This is a genomic window from Acidovorax sp. GW458-11-26-14-TSB4, assembly GCF_059423865.1.
Window position 1 is genome coordinate 1 of sequence record NZ_JBWKYR010000025.1, and the last position, 17,110, is coordinate 17,110.

The window sequence follows — 17,110 nt, forward strand, 5'->3', positions numbered from 1 at the left end:
GCGGCGTTGCGGCGCTTGTTGATAGCTGAGCTATCAACAAGCGCCTCGCCTAGCATCCCATCCCGAAAAGGGACTTGCGCGGCTTCAAAAAGGCATTGAACAGGCTCACTCCCAGGGCCTCGCCATAGGCGAACAGCTGCAGCGTGTGCTCCAGCCCGTCGAAGGGGTCGGTGTCGGGGAAATTGCCGGGTGACAGAAAGGCGAGATGGCGGATGGGCATGGCTCAGAACTTCGGCAGGCCGGGCGGGTTGGTTTCCGAGCGCGGCAGCGCTTCTTCTGCCAGGCGCCAGCGCGCGAGTGTCTGCGTGTACTTGCCGCTCTGGATGATGGCATTGCCTGCCAGCGTCAGCGCATCGGCCAGGCCGCTACCCTTGCGCGTGGTGATGGCCACATCGGACTTGAGCGGCCAGCCCGCGTTCACCGTGCCCACGAGCTTGATCTTGCCGTCCTTGGCCGCGTGGTAAGCCTGGGGCGCATTGGGGTTGAAGTTGGCATCGGCCCGGCCCGAGACCACGCCCAGCAGGCGCGCGGCATCGTCGTCGAAGTAGACCAGCTCCGCAGGCTTGAGGCCTGCCGCCACGTTCTTGCGGTTCCATTCGAGCAGGATGCGCTCCTGGTTGGTGCCCGAGGCGGTGATGACCTTGAGGCCAGCCACGTCCTTGGGCTCCTTGATGGAGGCGATCTTGCTGTCGGCGCGCACATAGAAGCCGTGCAGGCCCAGGCGGTAGGTGGAGAAATCGAACTTCTCCTTGCGCTGCTCGGTAACGCCCACATTCGAAATCACGGCGTCGTACTTGCCCGACGACAGGCCCAGTGGCCAGTCGGCCCACGCGATGGGCTGCAGCTCGAGCTTCAGGCCCAGCGCATCGGCGATGAGCTGGGCGTAGTCGGGGTCGAAGCCCACCACGGTCTTGGCGTCGCTGGCATAGGTGGAGATGGGCGGCGCAAAGGGCGCGATGGCCACGGTGAACGTGCCCTCCTTGACGAACTTGAAGTCCTTGGGAATGGCGGCAATCGCCGCGGCATTGCGCTCGGTGCGCAGCCGGCCCTTTTGCTCGGGCGTGAAGTCGAAGGTCTGTGCGAGGGCGGCACTGCCCCATGCAACCAGGGCCACGGCGGCCAGCCCGCGCAGAAGGGGTGAAGAGATGGTGCGCATGCGATGCCTCACTTCTTGGGCAGGCCGGGCGGGTTTGTGCGCGAGACCTGGATGGCCTCGGACTGCAGGTTCCAGCGTTCCAGCGACTTGGCGTAGTTGCCGTTCTGGATCTGCGTGTTCAGCGCCGCAGTGATCGCCTCGGCAATGCCCGAGCCCTTGCGCGAGGTCACGGCGATCTCGGCGTTCTGCGGCCAGCCGCCCGAGAAGGTGCCGACCAGCTTGGTGCGGCCGTCGCGCGCGTTGTGCGCGGCAATGCCGTTCGGCGCGAGGTAGGCGTCGGCCCGGCCCGAGAGGATGGCCAGGTACAGCACCACATCGTCGTCGTAGTACTGGATTTCCACGGGCTTGAGGCCCGCGGCCACGTTCTGCTGGTTCCAGCGCAGCAGGATCTGCTCTTGGTTGGTGCTCGCGCCGACGATGATCTTCAGGCCCGCCACATCCTTGGGCTCCTTGATCGCGGTGATCTTGCTGTCGGCCTTCACGTAGATGCCCAGCTGGTCGTTGCGGTAGGTCGAGAAGTCGAACTTCTCCTTGCGCTCCTCGGTCACCGTGACGTTGGAGATCACCACATCGAACTTGCCCGACTGCAGGCCCAGCGGCCAGTCGGCCCAGGCCACCGACACCAGTTCGAGCTTGCGGCCCAGGCTGTCGGCCACGAGCTGGGCGATGTCGGGCGCATTGCCCACGGGGGTCTTGTTGTCGGTGGCATAGGCGCCGAACGGCAGGCGTCCCGTGGTCGTGCCCACGGTGAGCACACCCTCCTTGGCGAACTTGAAGTCCTTGGACACGAGCCGGAGCGCCTCGTCGACCTTGGCCGAGCGCGGCCGCCCGGGTTGTTCGGGGCTCAGGTCCACGGCCTGGGCCGTGGCCTGCAGCGGGGCCATGGCCGCGGCGGCCAGCGCCAGGGCAAGGAAGGTGGAGCGGCGGGTGAAGTTCATCGGATAGTTCCTGAAAAAAGCCATGAAGAAAAGACAATGCGGGCACGCTGGCGCCCAGCCGGGCGCTGCGCGTGCAAGGAAGGGAAAGAACTGCGGCGGGCTGCTAGAGCACCTTGGCCAGGAACTCTGCGGTGCGCGGGTGCTGCGGGTGGTTGAACACCTGCTCGGGCGTGCCGGTCTCCAGCACCTGTCCCTGCTCCATGAAGACCACGGTGTCGGCCACTTCACGGGCAAAGCCGATCTCGTGCGTGACGATGACCAGCGTGGTGCCTGAGCGCGCCAGCTCCTTGATCACGGCCAGCACCTCGCCCACCAGCTCGGGGTCGAGCGCCGAGGTGGGTTCGTCGAACAGCAGCACCTTGGGCTTGAGCGCCAGGGCGCGCGCGATGGCCACGCGCTGCTGCTGGCCGCCCGAGAGCTGGCGCGGATAGCTGTGCGCCTTGTCGGACAGGCCCACGCGGGCCAGCAGCTCCTGCGCCAGGGCCTCGGCCTCGGGGCGCGGCAGGCCGCGCACGCTGATGGGGGCCTCGATGATGTTCTCCAGCACAGTGAGGTGGGGAAACAGGTTGAAGTTCTGGAACACCATGCCCACGTCCACGCGACGTTGCAGGATGTCCTTCTCGCCCAGTTCGTACAGGGTGTCCGCATCCTGGCGGTAGCCGATCAGCTCGCCATCGATGGCGATGAACCCGCCATCCACGCGCTCCAGGTGGTTGATGGTGCGCAGCAAGGTGGACTTGCCCGAACCCGACTGGCCCAGCACCACGGTCACGCTGCCGGGCGGCACGGTGAGCGTCACATCCTTGAGCACCTGCAGCGCGCCATAGTGCTTGGAGACGCCGTGGATGGTGACCTCGCCACCACGCGTGAGGCCGCCGCTCCAGCGCGGCACGGTGCCGGCAGGTGCCGCCTGGGGTGGGGCAGCAGCAGCAGTCTGGTCCACGGGCGGCACAGCCTTGGGAGCAAACCCCAATCGCCGCGCGATGGCCGTGAACAGCGAGGGCGGCGGGTTGCGCAGCGCACCCTTGGCAAAATGCCGCTCGATGTAGTGCTGCATGACCGACAGCACCGTGAGGATCACCAGGTACCAGACGGTGGCCACCATCAGCAGCGGGATCACTTCCAGGTTGCGCCGGTAGATGATCTGGATGGTGTAGAACAGCTCGGGCAGCGCCAGGATGTAGACGTTGGACGTGCCCTTGGCCAGACCGATGATGTCGTTGAAGCCGCTGGGTAAAATGGAGCGCATGGCCTGCGGCAGCACGATGCGAAAGGCCTGGCGGCGGCGCGGCAGGCCCAGCGCAGCCGCCGCCTCGAGCTGCCCCTGGTCCACCGACAGGATGCCCCCGCGCACGATCTCCGAGGCGAAGGCCGCCTGGTTGAGCGTGAGCCCGATCAGCGCCGCCACGAAGGGGCTGATGAGCTGGGTGGTGGGGTAGGAGAAGAAGGTCCAACCCGTGAACGGCACGGAGAGGCTCACCGACTCGTAGAGGTACCCGAGGTTGTTGATGATGAGCAGCAGCACGATCACCGGGATGGAGCGGAAGATCCAGACAAAGGTCCACGACAGGCCCGCCAGCAGCGGCGAGCGCGACACCCGGGCCAGCGCCAGCGCCGTGCCCAGCGTGAAGCCGAACAGCGCCCCCAGCGCCGTGAGCAGCAGCGTGCGGCCCAGGCCCACGAGCACCGGCTCGGCAAAGAACCATTCGGCAAAGATGCCCCAGCCCCAGCGCGGATTGGTGAGCACCGAGTACAGCACCAGCGCGATGACCACCGCGGCGAACACGGTGCCTACCGTGCGTGCCCGGTAGCGGGCGGGTACCACCTTGTAGTGGGAGTAGTCGCCTTTGACGGGCGGTGCGGTGGGGGCTGCCGCAGCGGCTGCAACAGGGGGTGCCGCATGGTGCGCCGGGCCCGCAGGCAGCGCATGGGCATCGAGCGTGGTGGTGGTCGACATCGTGGCGTGTGGGAATGGAATGGGAAACTCAGGCGGCACGGGCCAGCGCAGGCGCCTGCACCAGGATCTTTTCGAACGGCAGCGAGCGGTAGGTGCCCTCGGGCGCCGACGGGTCGAACAGGGCGCTGTAGCCCTGGCCCAGGTACAGCGCCACCGCCTCGGGCTGGCGGAAACCCGTGGTCAGGTAAATGCGCGTATAGCCCTGGCGCAGCGCCTGGGCCTCGAGTTCCTGCACCACGCGGCGCGCCAGGCCCTGGCGGCGCAGGGCCGAATGCGTCCACACACGCTTGAGCTCGGCCGTGCCAGGGTCCGGGTGGCGCTTGAAGGCACCGCCGCCAATGGCCTCGCCGTTTCGCAGCAGCAGCACGAAGTTGCCGCCCTCGGGTGGCGAGAACAGCTCGGCCGGGTACTTCTCCATCTCGCGCGGCCCGCCCTCGCGTTCGTAGAAGTCCCCGTAGCGGCTCTCGTACTCGTGGCTCAGTTCCTCGACCAGAGGGCGCGCCAGCGGATCCAGCGGGGTGGTGTAGACGAATCGTTCGCTCATGGTGTTGTCGCGTCCATCAAGGCAACAGAAAGAAAAGGGGGTCAGACAGCCGGAGCCAGAAAGCGCTCGGCCAGGCGCACCCAGTAGGTGGCCGAGGGCGCGAGGATGGCGTCGTTGAAGTCGTAGTACGGGCTGTGCAGCGAGGCGCCATCGCCATTGCCCACGAAGACATAGCTGCCGGGCCGCTTGAGCAGCATGAAGGCGAAGTCCTCGCTGGCCGTGCGCGGGCGAAAGCCGGCGTCCACGCGCGCGGCGCCAAAGGTGTCCACGGCCACGCTGCGCGCCAGCGCCGTCTCGGCATCGTGGTTGAGCACCGCGGGATAGCCCGGGCGGTACTGCACCTCGGCCGTGGCGCCAAAGCTCTCGGCCTGGGCGCGGGCGATGGCGGGAATGCGCTCCTGCAGGATGGCCCGCACTTCGGGCTTGAAGGCCCGCGCCGTGAGCTTGAGTTCCACGCTTTCGGGGATCACGTTCGGGGCGGCGCCGCCGTGGATCGAGCCCACCGTGACCACCCCCATGTCCAGTGGATCGACGTTGCGCGAGACCACGGTCTGCAGCGCCGTGATGATGTGGGCGCTGGCCACCACCGGGTCCACCGTCTCGTGCGGCGCGGCGCCATGGCCGCCCTTGCCACGCACAGTGATGGTGATCTGGTCCACCGAGGCCATGGCCGGCCCGGTGACGCAGCCGAAGTGCCCTGCGCCCACGCAGGGCCAGTTGTGCAGACCGAAGACCGCATCGCAGGGAAAGCGCTCGAACAGCCCATCGGCGATCATGCGGTTGGCACCGCCGCCGTTTTCCTCGGCGGGCTGGAAGATCAGGTTCAGCGTGCCGTCGAATCGGCCCGATTCGGCCAGGAAGCGGGCCGCGGCCAGCAGCACCGTGGTGTGGCCATCGTGCCCGCAGGCATGCATCACGCCCGCGTTTTCGCTGGCATAGGGCAGGCCCGTGGCCTCGGTGATGGGCAATGCGTCCATGTCGGCGCGGATGCCCAGGGACTTGCCGCTGCTGCCACGAACGAGCCGGCCCACCACGCCCGTGCCAGCAATGCCGGGGGTCACCTCGTAGCCCCAGGCCGCCAGGCGCTCGGCCACGATGGCGGCCGTGCGGTGCTCCTGGAAGGACAGCTCGGGGTGGCGGTGCAGGTCCTGGCGCAGGGCCTTGAACTCGCCGATGAAGGCAGCGATGCCCTCCTCCACGCGCGCCACATCATCAGCGCCGACCGCAGGCAGTGCGGCGCCCATCAGGCGACCTTCCTGTCGGAGGCGCCCAGCCCATCCACAGCCGCATACCGGCTGGCCTTGCGCGGCAGGCCCAGGTGGTCGCGCAGCGTGGCGCCGGGCAAGGTGCGCTCATAGCGGCCACGCGCCTCCAGCACGGGGATGACATGGGTCACGAAGTCTTCGAGCCCCTGGGCCAGCACCGGGAAGCCGAGGATGAAGCCATCGGCCGCGCCCTCGTCCACCCAGCGGATGATCTCGTCGGCCACGCGCTCGCCCGTGCCCACGAACTGCGAGCGTGGCGTGGCCGCCTCCAGGGCCACCTGGCGCAGCGTAAGGCCACGCTCCTTGGCGTCGGCCTTGATGCGGTCGGTGGTGGAGCGGAAACTGTTGCGCCCGATCTCGCCCAGTTCCGGGAAAGGCTCGTCCAGCGGGTACTGGCTGAAATCGTGGTGGTCGAAATAGCGGCCCAGGTAGGCCAGCGCTTCTTCCACCGTGAGCAGTTCGCGGATGGCCTGGTACTTGGCTTCGGCTTCCTCCTGCGTGGCACCCACCACCGGGCCGATGCCGGGGAAGATCTTCACATCGCTGCCCTGGCGGCCCTGGGCCACGGCGCTGGCCTTGACCTGGCGCAGGAAGGCGCGCGTGGCTTCCAGGTTGGGCGAATGGGTGAACACCGCATCGGCGTACTTGCCGGCCAGCCCCACGCCCGCATCGGACGAGCCGGCCTGGAAAATCACGGGCTGGCCCTGGGCCGAACGCCCGATGTTCAGCGGCCCGGCCACCTGGAAGAAGCGGCCCTTGTGGTTGAGCGTGTGCAGCTTGGCCGGGTCGAAGAACTGGCCCGTCTCGCGGTTGCGCACCACGGCATCCTCGTCCCAGCTGTCCCACAGGCCCTGGGTGACTTCGAGGTACTCGTCGGCGATCTCGTAGCGCAGCGCGTGGTCGGGGTGCTGGCGGCTGTAGTTGCTGGCCGTGCCTTCGAGCGGCGTGGTCACCACGTTCCAGCCCGCGCGGCCCTGGCTGATGAGGTCCAGCGAGGCGAACTGGCGTGCCACGGTGAACGGGTCGCTGTACGAAGTGGAGATGGTGCCCGCCAGGCCGATCTTCGAGGTCGCCACGGCCAGCGCCGAGAGGATGGATATGGGCTCGAAGCGGTTCAGGAAATGCGGTATCGACTTCTCGTTGATGAACAGGCCGTCGGCCACAAAGGCGAAGGCGATGCCGTTGGCTTCGGCCTTGCGTGCGGTGTCGATGTAGAACTGCAGGTTCACGCTCGCATCGGCCGGGCCGGCGGGGTGCTTCCACGAATTCATGTGGCCGCCTGCGCCGTGCAGCATCAGGCCGAAGCGGATGGGGGTGGGGTTGCTCATGGGGTGCGTCCTTCAAGGATTAATCAGGCTTCGGCGGTCTGCAGGGCACCCGCGAGCAGTTCCACCGAGGCCAGGCGCTCGGCGAAGCCGGTGACGGGCGTATCGACCACGAACTCATCGATGCCGTAGCGCTCGGCCAGTGCATCGAGCGCATCGCGCACAAAGGCCTGCGAGCCCGCGATCACATGCGGGCGGGTTTCTTCGAGGCGGTAGTCGCTCACACCGGCCTGGCGCGCAAATTCGGCAGCGGCTTTTTCATTGGGCAGGTTCACGCTCTGGCCGGTGGACAGGTGCAGCTTGACCACGCGCAGCGCGCCCACCAGGCGCTCGGCTTCTTCCTGCGTCTCTGCGACCAGGGCATACAGCGCCAGCAGCGGCGCGCGGCCCGAAGCCTCGCGGTAGACCTGCAGCGAGCGCTCGATGTTCACCGGGTCGCCATTGAAGTGGCCGGCATAAACGAACTGCCAGCCGTGGCGCGCGGCCAGCGCAGCGCTGTCGGGGCTGCCACCGAGCAGAAAGCGCTCGGGCAGGCTCGGCGGCTCTGGCAGGGCCACAGCCCCGGCCAGCGGGTGGTCGGCCGCAAGGGTGTTGCCGACGAAGGCATCGAGCTCGGCCAGTTGGGCCGCGAAGTCGGCCTTGCGCGCCGGGTCGCGTGCGGCCTGCAGCGCACGGGTGGACAGGGGCAGACCGCCGGGCGCCTTGCCCACGCCCAAGTCCACACGGCCCGGGGCCAGCGCGGCCAGCAGCTTGAAGGCCTCGGCCACCTTGAAGGGGCTGTAGTGCTGAAGCATGACGCCGCCCGAACCCACGCGGATGCGCGAGGTGCGTGCCAGCAGGTGCGCAACCAGCACCTCGGGCGCCGAGCCGGCCAGGCCCGGGTTGCCATGGTGCTCGGCCACCCAGTAGCGGCGGTAGCCCAGCTGCTCGGCGCGCTGCGCCAGCGCTACGCTGCGCTGCAGGGCCTGGGCCGCGGTGGCGCCTTCGGGGACAGGGCTCTTGTCGAGCAGGGACAGGGCATAGGACACGGTCGGGGCGATTCGCGCATGGGTGATCAATGCCGCAAATTCTGTGGCCCCGGGCCGGCGCGCGTTGCGCTAACTTGTCATATCGATATGCGGACAAAAGGCGTTCCGGCCCTTTGTCCGCGCGGCGTGGAGGGCCCACGCCGCAGGCGCTCTGTCAGGGGCGTTGCATGGTGCAGGTATGGGGTTGTTGCGCCTTGGCGGGAGCGATCTGGCGCACCACGCGGAAACCGTAGCCCGAGCCTTCGACGTCGAACTTGACCCCATTGGCGCCCTTCTTGTCCATCACGCCCACCACCAGCGCCTGCTGGAACTGGTGGTCGGCTGCGCGCATGCTGCCGCCCTGGCCCGAGAGCTGCACGCTGGCCTTTTCCATCTGGCGCGCCACGGCCACCGGATCGGTGCTGCCCGCGCGCTCGATGGACTGGGCCAGCGCCTCCACCATGAGCTGCATGCGCATGTGCACGTAGTCGTCCTGCGGCTTGGGAAAGCGCTCGCGGAAGGACTGGTAGAAGGCCTCGCTCTGCGCACCCGGCACATTGGGCAGCCAGTCGGCCACGGCCACCACCTTGCCGATGCCGGCGTCGCCAATGGCCGCGGGCGCACCCAGCGCATTGCCGTAGAAGGTGTAGAAGCTGCCTTCGTAGCCCACCTCGCGCGCGGCCTTCACCAGGAGCGTGAGGTCATTGCCCCAGTTGCCCGTGACCACGGCCTGCGCGCCGCTGGCCTTGATCTTCACGGCGTAGGGCGCGAAGTCCTTCACGCGGCCCACGGGGTGCAGTTCCTCGCCCACCACCGACACGTCGGGGCGCTGAGCCGACAGCTGCTTCTTGGCCTCGCGCAGCACGGCCTGGCCAAAGCTGTAGTCCTGGCCGATCAGGTAGACGCTCTTCAAGGCCTTGTCGTCGCGCATCACGTCCATCAGCGCGGCCATGCGCATGTCGGCATGGGCGTCGAAGCGGAAGTGCCAGAAGCTGCACTTCTCGTTGGTGAGGATGGGGTCCACCGCCGAGTAGTTGAGAAAGAGCACGCGCTTGTTCGGCTCGCGCTCGTTGTGCTTGTTGATGGCCTCGATCAGCACCGCGGCGGTGGCCGAGGAGTTGCCCTGCAGCACCACCTGCGCACCGTCGTCGATGGCTGCGCGCAGGGCCGACAGGGCCTCTTCGTTCTGGCCCTTGCTGTCGTAGCGCTCCAGCGCCAGCGGCCGTGCACCGCCGGGCAGCGGCACGCCGCCACGCGCGTTGACGCGCTCCATGGCCCAGAAGACGTTGCGGTACACCGCTTCACCGGTGTTGGCGAACGCGCCCGAGAGGCTTTCGATCAGCGCCACCTTCACCGGCTTGCCCGTGGCCGCAGGCACGGCGGCAGCGGTGGATTGCGCCCAGCCGGCGGACACCGGCGCCAGCGTGCAGGCCAGTGTGGCGGCAGCGGCCAAAGCGGTATGACGTAATGCCGCGGCGCCTGATTTCAAGCCCGCGAACCGCAATTTATTCATGCTCTTTTTCCCCTTGAAAACCTTTGCGGCCGTACACAAGTTCTGTCCATGCGGCGACCACGTCGAGAGCCGCGCAGTGTATAGGAGTCCTTTTCATGATCTTCGCCCCCGTCGCCCGCCGTTCCGCCTTCAACGCCCCCCGCTCTGCCGACCTCGCACTGCAGCGCTTTTTGCTGGGCAGTTTTGCCAATGCGGCCACCCCTGCCCGCTCTGCCGGCGTGACCGTCACCCAGGACGACAAGGCCACCACCTTGCAGCTGGATGTGCCCGGCCTGACCCGTGAGCAACTGCAACTGTCCATCGAAGGCAATGTGGTGCGCCTGTCCAGCGTGGAAGGCGCTCCCCGCCAGGTGCAGCGCGCCTGGGAGCTGGCCACCGACATCGATGCCTCGGCCAGCAGCGCCAAGCTCGAAAACGGCGTGCTCACGCTCACCCTGGTGCGCGTGGAGCCCGTCAGCAAGGCCACCACGCTGAGCATCCAGTAAGTCAATACACGGCGCAGTGGAGCGCGGCCTGGTGGCCGCGCTCCACCCCGTGCATGCCTTTTGCTCCTGTCCGGCAAAGGCCTTGCTTCATCAGGGCTTTGCCCCAGTTCTCTCACGCGCCGAACCGCAAGGGTTCATTCAATTTTCATACGCGCGCATTCCCAACAGCACCTACACCGCCAGCCCCAGCAGGCATGACACGGTCTGCCAGAACCGCACCGGATTGCGCTCCACCAGCGGTGGCGCACGCAGACGATGGAACTGCACGCCGGGCGATTGCAGGTCGTGCAGGAACTCGGACACCGCCTCCCGGCGTCTGTGCGCCTAGGATCAAACAGGTTTATCGCCCTTGCGCTCGGGGTGTGCGAACGCCAGGTCCGGCAGGGACAGCGTGGCCTCGGCCACGTCGAGCAGGCGGCGGTTCTGGTCCATCGAGGTCTTTTGCAGCATGCGGAAGGCGACTTCCTCGTTCATGCCCAGGCGGGCCATCAGCACGCCCTTGGCGCGCTCGATCACCTTGCGCTCGTTGAGCGTGCGGCGGGCCGCTTCGAGCTCGGCCTCCATGCTGGCCATGCGTGCCGACTGGGCCTGCAGCAACTGCAGCAGCGAGGCCGATTCGGCGCCCTGCGCGCCCGCTGCAGGCGGCTCCACCGCTGTCGGCGCGATGGCGATGTCGAAGAAGCGGTCCACCGCGTGCGTGCGCTGCGGCGGGTTGTCGCGCAGGCCGCGCAGCAGGCCCTTGGAGTCCTGCAGGTCCTGCTGGGCCCGCACGATGTGGGCCGCGCAGTCTTCGCGCAGGCGCTGCACCAGGTCCACCTGGAGCTGCCACAGCGCGGTGATGCGCTCGGAGCAGACCTCGAACCAGGTGTCGCTCAGATTGCTGTCCAGCGCGGCACCCGGCCGGGCCACGCCCAGGGTGCGGCGCAGGCGCTCCAGCTGGGCGGTGCCAGGTGCCAGTTGCAGTTGTTCCCAGCGGGCACGCAGGGCCGGATCGGCAAACTCAGCAAACGCGCCCAGGCTGCGCTCCTGCGCATCGATCAGGTGCAGCACGCGCTGTTGATGCGCATCGCTGCCCTGGCCGGAGGCGAAGAGCAGCGCACCCATGGCCCGCTCCTGCCCCGCCTCTTCCTGCGCCTGCACCAGGTGCACCAGCGCCACGAGCTGGCGCGAGACGCTGGGCAGGCCGGCGGCATCGGCCACATGGAAGACCAGTTCGATCAACCCCGCGATGAGGTGGCTGAACGCGGCTATGGAGTCATGGGCCGCCATGGCCTGCTTGTCGATCTGGCTGCGCAGCGCAGGCAGCGCGTCCAGGCCCAGCAGCGCCCAGGCCATCAGCGACAAGGCCTTGGCCGTGGCGCCCTGCGCGGGCTCGACATGCTGGGCGAACTCTGAGCGCAGCTTGGCCTCCAGCGCCACGACCTCCTGCACGGTGCGGCCACGCAGATCGGCAAAGCGCTGGCCCTTGGAGGCCAGGTAGACGCCCGAGACACCGCGCTCGCGCTGCAGGCCTTCGATCAACTGCCCGACCACGTCCACCAGCGCAGCACGGCTGGCCAGGTGGCGCACCGCATCGATCTCGAGCTGGCGCGAGCGCAGCACGAGGCTGGAAACGGACAGGGGCGCGGCGGCCAGATCGGGCATGCAGTCACTCCGTGATTCAGGATACGCAGATGCTAACCCCGCCCGGCCCCTGCAGCGGCATTCAAGCGACGGCCACGCTGATGCGCCCGCCCTCGGCACGCACGCTGTGCGCCTGCACGGAATGCTCGGGTGCCTCCAGGCATTCGCCGGTGCGCAGGTCGAAATGGTTCTTGTACAGCGGCGAGGCGACCACGACGCGCTCGCCCAGGTTGCCGATCAAACCGCGCGAGAGCACGCTGGCGCCGGACTTGGGGTCCACGTTGTCGATGGCAAAGAACTGGTCGCTGCCGGTGCGGAACACGGCCACATGGCGGTCGGCCACCAGGGCGCAGACGCCGGTGCTGGGCAGGATGTCGTCGACCGCGCAGATGTCGGTCCAGGCGAGCGAGTCGGTGCTGTTCATGGGGAGTGCGCTCATTTTTTTCCTCTCAGGCGGCCTGGCGGATGGGGATGACCTTGGCAGGGGTCTGGCCACGTTCCTCTGCACGTGCGGGGCGGATCTGTCCACGCTCCTCGACGAAGAGCACGTTCTCGTCGGCCTTGTCGCTGTTCACGAACGAGCGGAAGCGCTTGCGCGTCTCGGGGTCGGTCACGGCCGTCTTCCATTCGCACTGGTAGGTGGCCACCACGTGCTGCATCTGCGCTTCGAGTTCGGCGCACAGGCCCAGGCTGTCCTTTTGCAACACCTCCTTGAGGTAGCCGAGGCCACCCTCCAGGTTCTCGCGCCAGGTGCTGGTGCGCTGCAGCCGGTCGGCCGTGCGCACGTAGAACATCAGCACCCGGTCGATCATGCGCACCAGGTCTTCCTTCCCCAGGTCGGACGCGAACAGCTCGGCATGGCGCGGCTTCATGCCGCCGTTGCCGCAGATGTAGAGGTTCCAGCCCTTGTCGGTGGCGATGACGCCGATGTCCTTGCCCTGCGCCTCGGCGCATTCGCGCGTGCAGCCCGAGACGCCGAACTTGATCTTGTGCGGGGCACGCAGGCCCTTGTAGCGGTTCTCCAGCTCCACGGCCAGGCCCACGCTGTCGCCCACGCCGTAGCGGCACCAGGTCGATCCCACGCAGCTCTTGACCGTGCGCAGCGACTTGCCATAGGCATGGCCGGACTCGAAGCCGGCGGTGATCAGCTCCTCCCAGATCAGCGGCAATTGCTCCAGCCGCGCGCCGAACATGTCCACCCGCGCACCGCCGGTGACCTTGGTGTACAGGCCGTACTTCTTGGCCACCTGGCCCACGGCGATCAGGCCGTCGGGCGTGACCTCGCCACCAGGCATGCGCGGCACCACCGAGTAGGTGCCGTCCTTCTGGATATTGCCCAGGTAGTAGTCATTGCTGTCCTGCAGGCCGGCGAGCTCCTTCTTGAGCACGAACTCGTTCCAGCACGAGGCGAACACGCTGGCCGCCACGGGCTTGCAGATGTCGCAGCCCATGCCCTTGCCATGCCGGGCCAGCAGGTCATCGAAGCTCTTGATCTGGCCCACGCTCACCAGGTGGTAGATCTCCTGGCGCGAGTAGGCAAAGTGCTCGCAGATGTGGTTGTTCACGGCCATGCCGCGGCGTGCCATCTCGGCCTTCATGACCTGGGTGACCAGGGGCACGCAGCCGCCGCAGGTGGCGCCGGCCTTGGTGCAGGCCTTCATCTCGGCGATGGTGCAGGCGCCATTGCCCACGGCCTCGCAGATACCTGCCTTGGTGACGTTGTTGCACGAGCAGATCTGCGCCGTATCGGGCAGGGCATCCACGCCCAGGCCGGGTTTGGCCTTGCCGTCGCTGGAGGGAAAGATCAGGAACTCGGGGTCCTCGGGCAAGGTGATGCCGTTCAGGGCCATCTGCAGCAGCGTGCCGTACTCGGTGGCGTCGCCGATCAGCACGGCGCCCAGCAATTGCTTGCCGTCCTCGCTGATGACGATCTTCTTGTAGACCTGGCGGCGCTCGTCCACGTACTGGCAGGTGCGGCTGTGCGGGGTCTTGCCATGGGCGTCGCCGATGCTGGCCACGTCCACGCCCATGAGCTTGAGCTTGGTGCTCATGTCGGCGCCGACGAAGGCGGCATCGGCCTCGCCGGCGATGTGGCGGGCCGCCACGCGGGCCATGTCATAACCCGGCGCCACCAGACCGAAGGTCTGCTCGTTCCACGACGCGCATTCGCCGATGGCGTAAACGTCGTGGTCGCTGGTGCGGCAGGCGCTGTCGATGGCCACGCCGCCGCGCGGGCCGATGGCCAGCAGGCTCTGGCGCGCCAGCTCATCGCGCGGGCGGATGCCGGCGGAGAAGACGATCATGTCAGTCTCCAGCCAGGTGCCGTCGGCGAACACCATGCGGTGGCGCGCGCGGGCGCCGTCGGTGATCTCCTGGGTGTTGCGGCCGGTGTGCACCTGCACGCCCAACTCCTCGATCTTGGCGCGCAGCACGCGGCCGCCGCCCTCGTCCACCTGCACGGCCATGAGCCGGGGGGCGAACTCGACCACATGGGTTTCCAGACCCATGTCGCGCAGCGCCTTGGCGCATTCCAGGCCCAGCAGGCCGCCGCCCACGACCACGCCGGTCTTGGACTTGGCACCCGAGGCCAGCATGGCCTCCAGGTCTTCGATGGTGCGGTAGACGAAGCAGTGCTCGCGCTCGCGCCCCGGCACCTGGGGTACAAAGGGGTTGGAGCCGGTGGCCAGCACCAGCTTGTCGTAGTGCAGCACCTCGCCGTCCACCGTGGTCACGGTGCGGATGCGGCGGTCCACCGATGCGGCCCGCGCCGCCAGGCGCAAGGTGAAGCCGGTGCGCTCGAAGAAGCCGGGTTCGACCAGGGAGAGTTGCTCGGCCGTGGTGCCGCTGAAGAAGGCGGAGAGATGCACCCGGTCGTACGCGGGGCGCGGCTCCTCGCACAGCACAGTGACTTCGACGCCGGTCATGCCGGTCTCGGCCAGGCTTTCGAGGAACTTGTGGCCGACCATGCCGTGGCCAATGAGAACGATCTTCATCATGCTTGCTCATCCTGCAAGGACCCGGGGAACCAGGGGCACAGGATGCGCCGTGCCGTACCACGGCACTGCACACCCTCCGCGGAACCACGGGCGTGGGTTGGAACTTCCAGGCAAGCGGCGGCGAACGCCATGGCTTGCCCGGGTGTTCCGCCATCATTAGCGGAGGGGTTGTTATCGGACCGCAGGCAGCTTTACCGGCGGACACGCTGTGTTGAGCAAAATGCGTGCCGGCTTTTTGAAGAAGGGTTCTCCCCTGTGGCAGCTGCAGGGATGCATGTCCAAGCGCCTCGCTGCGGTGCAGCACGTCACCAAATTGGGGCGCAGGGCGGCGGGTCTGCCGCCCTGCGCCGGTGCCGCATCACTCGTGGCGCAATGCGTCGATCGGGTCCATGCGCGCGGCACGGCGCGCTGGGAAGTAGCCGAACACCACGCCGATGCCGGCCGAGAACACGAAGGACAGCAGGTTCACGCCCGGGTTGAACAGGTAGGGCACGCCCATCAGCACCGACAGGCCCAGCGATGCCACGGTGGCCAGCACGATGCCGGCCAACCCGCCCAGCGCGGCCAGCACCACCGCCTCGATGAGGAACTGCAGCAGCACCTCGCGCTCGAGCGCGCCGATGGCCAGGCGCAACCCGATCTCGCGGGTGCGCTCGGTCACGCTCACGAGCATGATGTTCATGATGCCGATGCCACCCACCAGCAGGCTCACCGCCGCCACGGCGCCGAGCAAGGTGGTCATGACCTTGGTGGTGCCCGAAAGGGCCTCGCCCAGCTGCTTGGTGTCGAGCACGTTGAAGTTGTCCTCGTCGGTGTCGGAGAGCTTGCGCAGCTCGCGCAGCAGCTGGGTCAGGCTGGCCTTCACGCGCTCGGGCTCGCTGCCGTCCTTCATCGATACCAAGAGGGTGTTCACGCGCACATTGCCCGTGACGCGGCGCTGCAAGGTACGCAGGGGCACGAGCACGGTGTCGTCCTGGTCGTTGCCGAAGGCGCCCTGGCCCTTGGAGGCCAGCACGCCGATCACCTCGCACGAGAAGGCCTTCACGCGCAGCTGCTCGCCCACCGCGTCGCGCGTGCCGAAGAGCTCGCGCCGCACGGTCTCGCCGATCACGCAGGTGGCAGCGCCGGCGCGCAGCTCGTCGTTGGTGAACTCGCGGCCGCTGCGCAGCGTCCAGTTGCCCGTCTGCAGCCAGGCATTGGTGCTGCCGATGATGCTGGTGGACCAGTTGCGCCCGCCCGCCACCACGGTGGCCGAGGCGCGCGACTCGGGCGCCACGGCCAGGATGCCGCCGATCTGCTGGGCAATGGCATCGGCGTCGGTGTCCTTGAAGGCCGGCGCACCCGTGCCGCCGCCCGGGCCCATGCGCTGACCGGGGCGCACCTGCAGCAGGTTGGTGCCCAGGCCCGCGATCTGGTTCTGGATGGAGACGGTGGCGCCGTTGCCCAGCGTGACCATGGTGATCACCGCGCTCACCCCGATCACGATGCCCAGCACCGTGAGGAAGGAGCGCATGAGGTTGCGCCGTATGGAGCGCAGCGCGAGCAGGATGGTGCTGAGGAACATCAGTGCACCCCCGCCTGCAGTGCCGCAGCCGGCGCGGCCAGACCGCACGGGTGAGGATTGACCTCGTCGCTGCCCACCACGCCGTCGACGAAGCGCACGATGCGCCGCGCGTACTCGGCCATGTCGCCCTCGTGCGTGACCATGAGCACGGTGATGCCCAGGTCCACGTTCAGGCGCCACAGCAGTTCCATGATCTCGTGGCTGCGCTGCGTGTCGAGGTTGCCGGTGGGCTCGTCGGCCAGCAGCACGGCCGGCTCGGTGACGATGGCGCGGGCAATGGCCACGCGCTGCTGCTGCCCGCCCGAGAGTTCGGCCGGCGTGTGGTGCTCCCAGCCCTTGAGGCCCACGGCCGCCAGTGCCTTGGCCGCCGCCGCATGGCGCGCCGCGGCAGGCTCGCCGCGGTACAGCAAGGGCAGCTCCACATTCTCTTGCGCCGAGGTGCGGGCCAGCAGGTTGAATCCCTGGAAGACAAAGCCGAAGAAGCGCCGGCGCAGGCGCGCGCGCTCGTCGCGCTGCAGGGCCTCCACATGCACGCCCTTGAACAGGTAGTCACCGGTGGTCGGCCTGTCCAGGCAGCCCAGGGTGTTCATGGCCGTGGACTTGCCCGAGCCACTGGGGCCCATGATGGCCACAAAGTCGCCCTGGGCGATGTCCAGGTCCACGCCCTTCAAGGCCTGGAAGGCGAGCGCGCCTTCGCCGTACACCTTGGTGACCGCGCGCAGGCGGATCAGTGGCAT

General features: G+C 68.0%; 16 protein-coding genes. 1 reads left to right on the top strand and 15 read right to left on the bottom strand.

The genetic code is table 11. From position 1 onward, the window contains the following. Positions 1-49: 49 nt before the first annotated feature. The 9 genes from AC07X5_RS28475 to AC07X5_RS28515 form a co-directional block, all read right to left on the bottom strand. Positions 50-220 carry a hypothetical protein gene (locus AC07X5_RS28475; RefSeq protein WP_409957101.1) on the bottom strand — a complete coding sequence of 57 codons (171 nt, stop codon included), beginning with the start codon at positions 218-220 and terminating at the stop codon, positions 50-52. A gap of 3 nt (positions 221-223) precedes the next feature. Then, positions 224-1,156: an ABC transporter substrate-binding protein gene (locus AC07X5_RS28480; RefSeq protein WP_494772865.1), complete on the bottom strand. Its 933-nt coding sequence runs from the start codon at positions 1,154-1,156 to the stop codon at positions 224-226. Between the two features lie 8 nt (positions 1,157-1,164). Continuing rightward, a complete protein-coding gene (locus tag AC07X5_RS28485) occupies positions 1,165-2,094 on the bottom strand; it encodes an ABC transporter substrate-binding protein (RefSeq protein WP_494772866.1) in 930 nt (309 codons plus the stop codon). A gap of 103 nt (positions 2,095-2,197) precedes the next feature. Then, positions 2,198-4,051 carry an amino acid ABC transporter permease/ATP-binding protein gene (locus AC07X5_RS28490; RefSeq protein ID WP_494772867.1) on the bottom strand — a complete coding sequence of 618 codons (1,854 nt, stop codon included), beginning with the start codon at positions 4,049-4,051 and terminating at the stop codon, positions 2,198-2,200. Between the two features lie 28 nt (positions 4,052-4,079). After that, positions 4,080-4,595, bottom strand: a complete 516-nt coding sequence (locus AC07X5_RS28495; RefSeq protein WP_494772868.1) for a GNAT family N-acetyltransferase — start codon at positions 4,593-4,595, stop codon at positions 4,080-4,082. A 41-nt stretch (positions 4,596-4,636) separates the two neighbouring features. Then, on the bottom strand, positions 4,637-5,839 hold the full coding sequence (locus tag AC07X5_RS28500) for a M20 aminoacylase family protein (RefSeq protein ID WP_494772869.1): 1,203 nt from the start codon (positions 5,837-5,839) through the stop codon (positions 4,637-4,639). After that, positions 5,839-7,188, bottom strand: coding sequence for an LLM class flavin-dependent oxidoreductase (locus AC07X5_RS28505; RefSeq protein ID WP_494772870.1), 1,350 nt, complete (start codon positions 7,186-7,188; stop codon positions 5,839-5,841). Before AC07X5_RS28505 ends, AC07X5_RS28500 begins: the two co-directional genes overlap by 1 nt. Before the next feature lie 23 nt (positions 7,189-7,211). Next, positions 7,212-8,213 carry an LLM class flavin-dependent oxidoreductase gene (locus tag AC07X5_RS28510; RefSeq protein WP_494772871.1) on the bottom strand — a complete coding sequence of 334 codons (1,002 nt, stop codon included), beginning with the start codon at positions 8,211-8,213 and terminating at the stop codon, positions 7,212-7,214. Between the two features lie 154 nt (positions 8,214-8,367). After that, entirely contained in the window at positions 8,368-9,705 is a 1,338-nt protein-coding gene (locus AC07X5_RS28515; protein WP_494772872.1) for a branched-chain amino acid ABC transporter substrate-binding protein, read from the bottom strand. Positions 9,706-9,800: 95 nt separating this feature from the next. On the opposite strand from AC07X5_RS28515, the gene AC07X5_RS28520 reads away from it, so the two are divergent. Then, a complete protein-coding gene (locus tag AC07X5_RS28520; protein ID WP_494772873.1) occupies positions 9,801-10,190 on the top strand; it encodes an Hsp20/alpha crystallin family protein in 390 nt (129 codons plus the stop codon). Between the two features lie 171 nt (positions 10,191-10,361). Here the strand turns inward: AC07X5_RS28520 and AC07X5_RS28525 are convergent, their stop codons facing one another. From AC07X5_RS28525 to AC07X5_RS28550, 6 genes are all read right to left on the bottom strand, one after another. Beyond that, positions 10,362-10,493, bottom strand: a complete 132-nt coding sequence (locus tag AC07X5_RS28525; RefSeq protein WP_494772874.1) for a hypothetical protein — start codon at positions 10,491-10,493, stop codon at positions 10,362-10,364. Positions 10,494-10,520: 27 nt separating this feature from the next. Continuing rightward, the gene (locus AC07X5_RS28530) at positions 10,521-11,834 is read right to left on the bottom strand and encodes a nitrate- and nitrite sensing domain-containing protein (protein WP_494772875.1); all 1,314 of its coding nucleotides are present in this window, start codon (positions 11,832-11,834) and stop codon (positions 10,521-10,523) included. 61 nt (positions 11,835-11,895) lie between these two features. Then, positions 11,896-12,252 (bottom strand): nitrite reductase small subunit NirD, encoded by a 357-nt coding sequence (nirD, locus tag AC07X5_RS28535; RefSeq protein ID WP_494772876.1) that lies wholly within the window; start codon positions 12,250-12,252, stop codon positions 11,896-11,898. 10 nt (positions 12,253-12,262) lie between these two features. Then, positions 12,263-14,806 carry a nitrite reductase large subunit NirB gene (gene nirB, locus AC07X5_RS28540; protein WP_494772913.1) on the bottom strand — a complete coding sequence of 848 codons (2,544 nt, stop codon included), beginning with the start codon at positions 14,804-14,806 and terminating at the stop codon, positions 12,263-12,265. Between the two features lie 361 nt (positions 14,807-15,167). Beyond that, positions 15,168-16,373 (bottom strand): ABC transporter permease, encoded by a 1,206-nt coding sequence (locus AC07X5_RS28545; RefSeq protein ID WP_494772877.1) that lies wholly within the window; start codon positions 16,371-16,373, stop codon positions 15,168-15,170. After that, positions 16,373-17,110, bottom strand: a complete 738-nt coding sequence (locus AC07X5_RS28550; protein WP_494772878.1) for an ABC transporter ATP-binding protein — start codon at positions 17,108-17,110, stop codon at positions 16,373-16,375. Before AC07X5_RS28550 ends, AC07X5_RS28545 begins: the two co-directional genes overlap by 1 nt.

Excerpts from the sequence above, each read along its gene's own strand:
- AC07X5_RS28530 (WP_494772875.1), bottom strand. The coding sequence starts at position 11,834 with ATGCCCGATCTGGCCGCCGCGCCCCTGTCCGTTTCCAGCCTCGTGCTG.
- AC07X5_RS28475 (WP_409957101.1), bottom strand. The coding sequence starts at position 220 with ATGCCCATCCGCCATCTCGCCTTTCTGTCACCCGGCAATTTCCCCGAC.
- AC07X5_RS28500 (WP_494772869.1), bottom strand. The coding sequence starts at position 5,839 with ATGGGCGCCGCACTGCCTGCGGTCGGCGCTGATGATGTGGCGCGCGTG.
- AC07X5_RS28485 (WP_494772866.1), bottom strand. The coding sequence starts at position 2,094 with ATGAACTTCACCCGCCGCTCCACCTTCCTTGCCCTGGCGCTGGCCGCC.
- AC07X5_RS28545 (WP_494772877.1), bottom strand. The coding sequence starts at position 16,373 with ATGTTCCTCAGCACCATCCTGCTCGCGCTGCGCTCCATACGGCGCAAC.
- nirB (WP_494772913.1), bottom strand. The coding sequence starts at position 14,806 with ATGAAGATCGTTCTCATTGGCCACGGCATGGTCGGCCACAAGTTCCTC.
- AC07X5_RS28505 (WP_494772870.1), bottom strand. The coding sequence starts at position 7,188 with ATGAGCAACCCCACCCCCATCCGCTTCGGCCTGATGCTGCACGGCGCA.
- AC07X5_RS28495 (WP_494772868.1), bottom strand. The coding sequence starts at position 4,595 with ATGAGCGAACGATTCGTCTACACCACCCCGCTGGATCCGCTGGCGCGC.
- AC07X5_RS28480 (WP_494772865.1), bottom strand. The coding sequence starts at position 1,156 with ATGCGCACCATCTCTTCACCCCTTCTGCGCGGGCTGGCCGCCGTGGCC.
- AC07X5_RS28520 (WP_494772873.1), top strand. The coding sequence starts at position 9,801 with ATGATCTTCGCCCCCGTCGCCCGCCGTTCCGCCTTCAACGCCCCCCGC.
- AC07X5_RS28550 (WP_494772878.1), bottom strand. The coding sequence starts at position 17,110 with ATGCCACTGATCCGCCTGCGCGCGGTCACCAAGGTGTACGGCGAAGGC.
- AC07X5_RS28490 (WP_494772867.1), bottom strand. The coding sequence starts at position 4,051 with ATGTCGACCACCACCACGCTCGATGCCCATGCGCTGCCTGCGGGCCCG.
- AC07X5_RS28515 (WP_494772872.1), bottom strand. The coding sequence starts at position 9,705 with ATGAATAAATTGCGGTTCGCGGGCTTGAAATCAGGCGCCGCGGCATTA.
- nirD (WP_494772876.1), bottom strand. The coding sequence starts at position 12,252 with ATGAGCGCACTCCCCATGAACAGCACCGACTCGCTCGCCTGGACCGAC.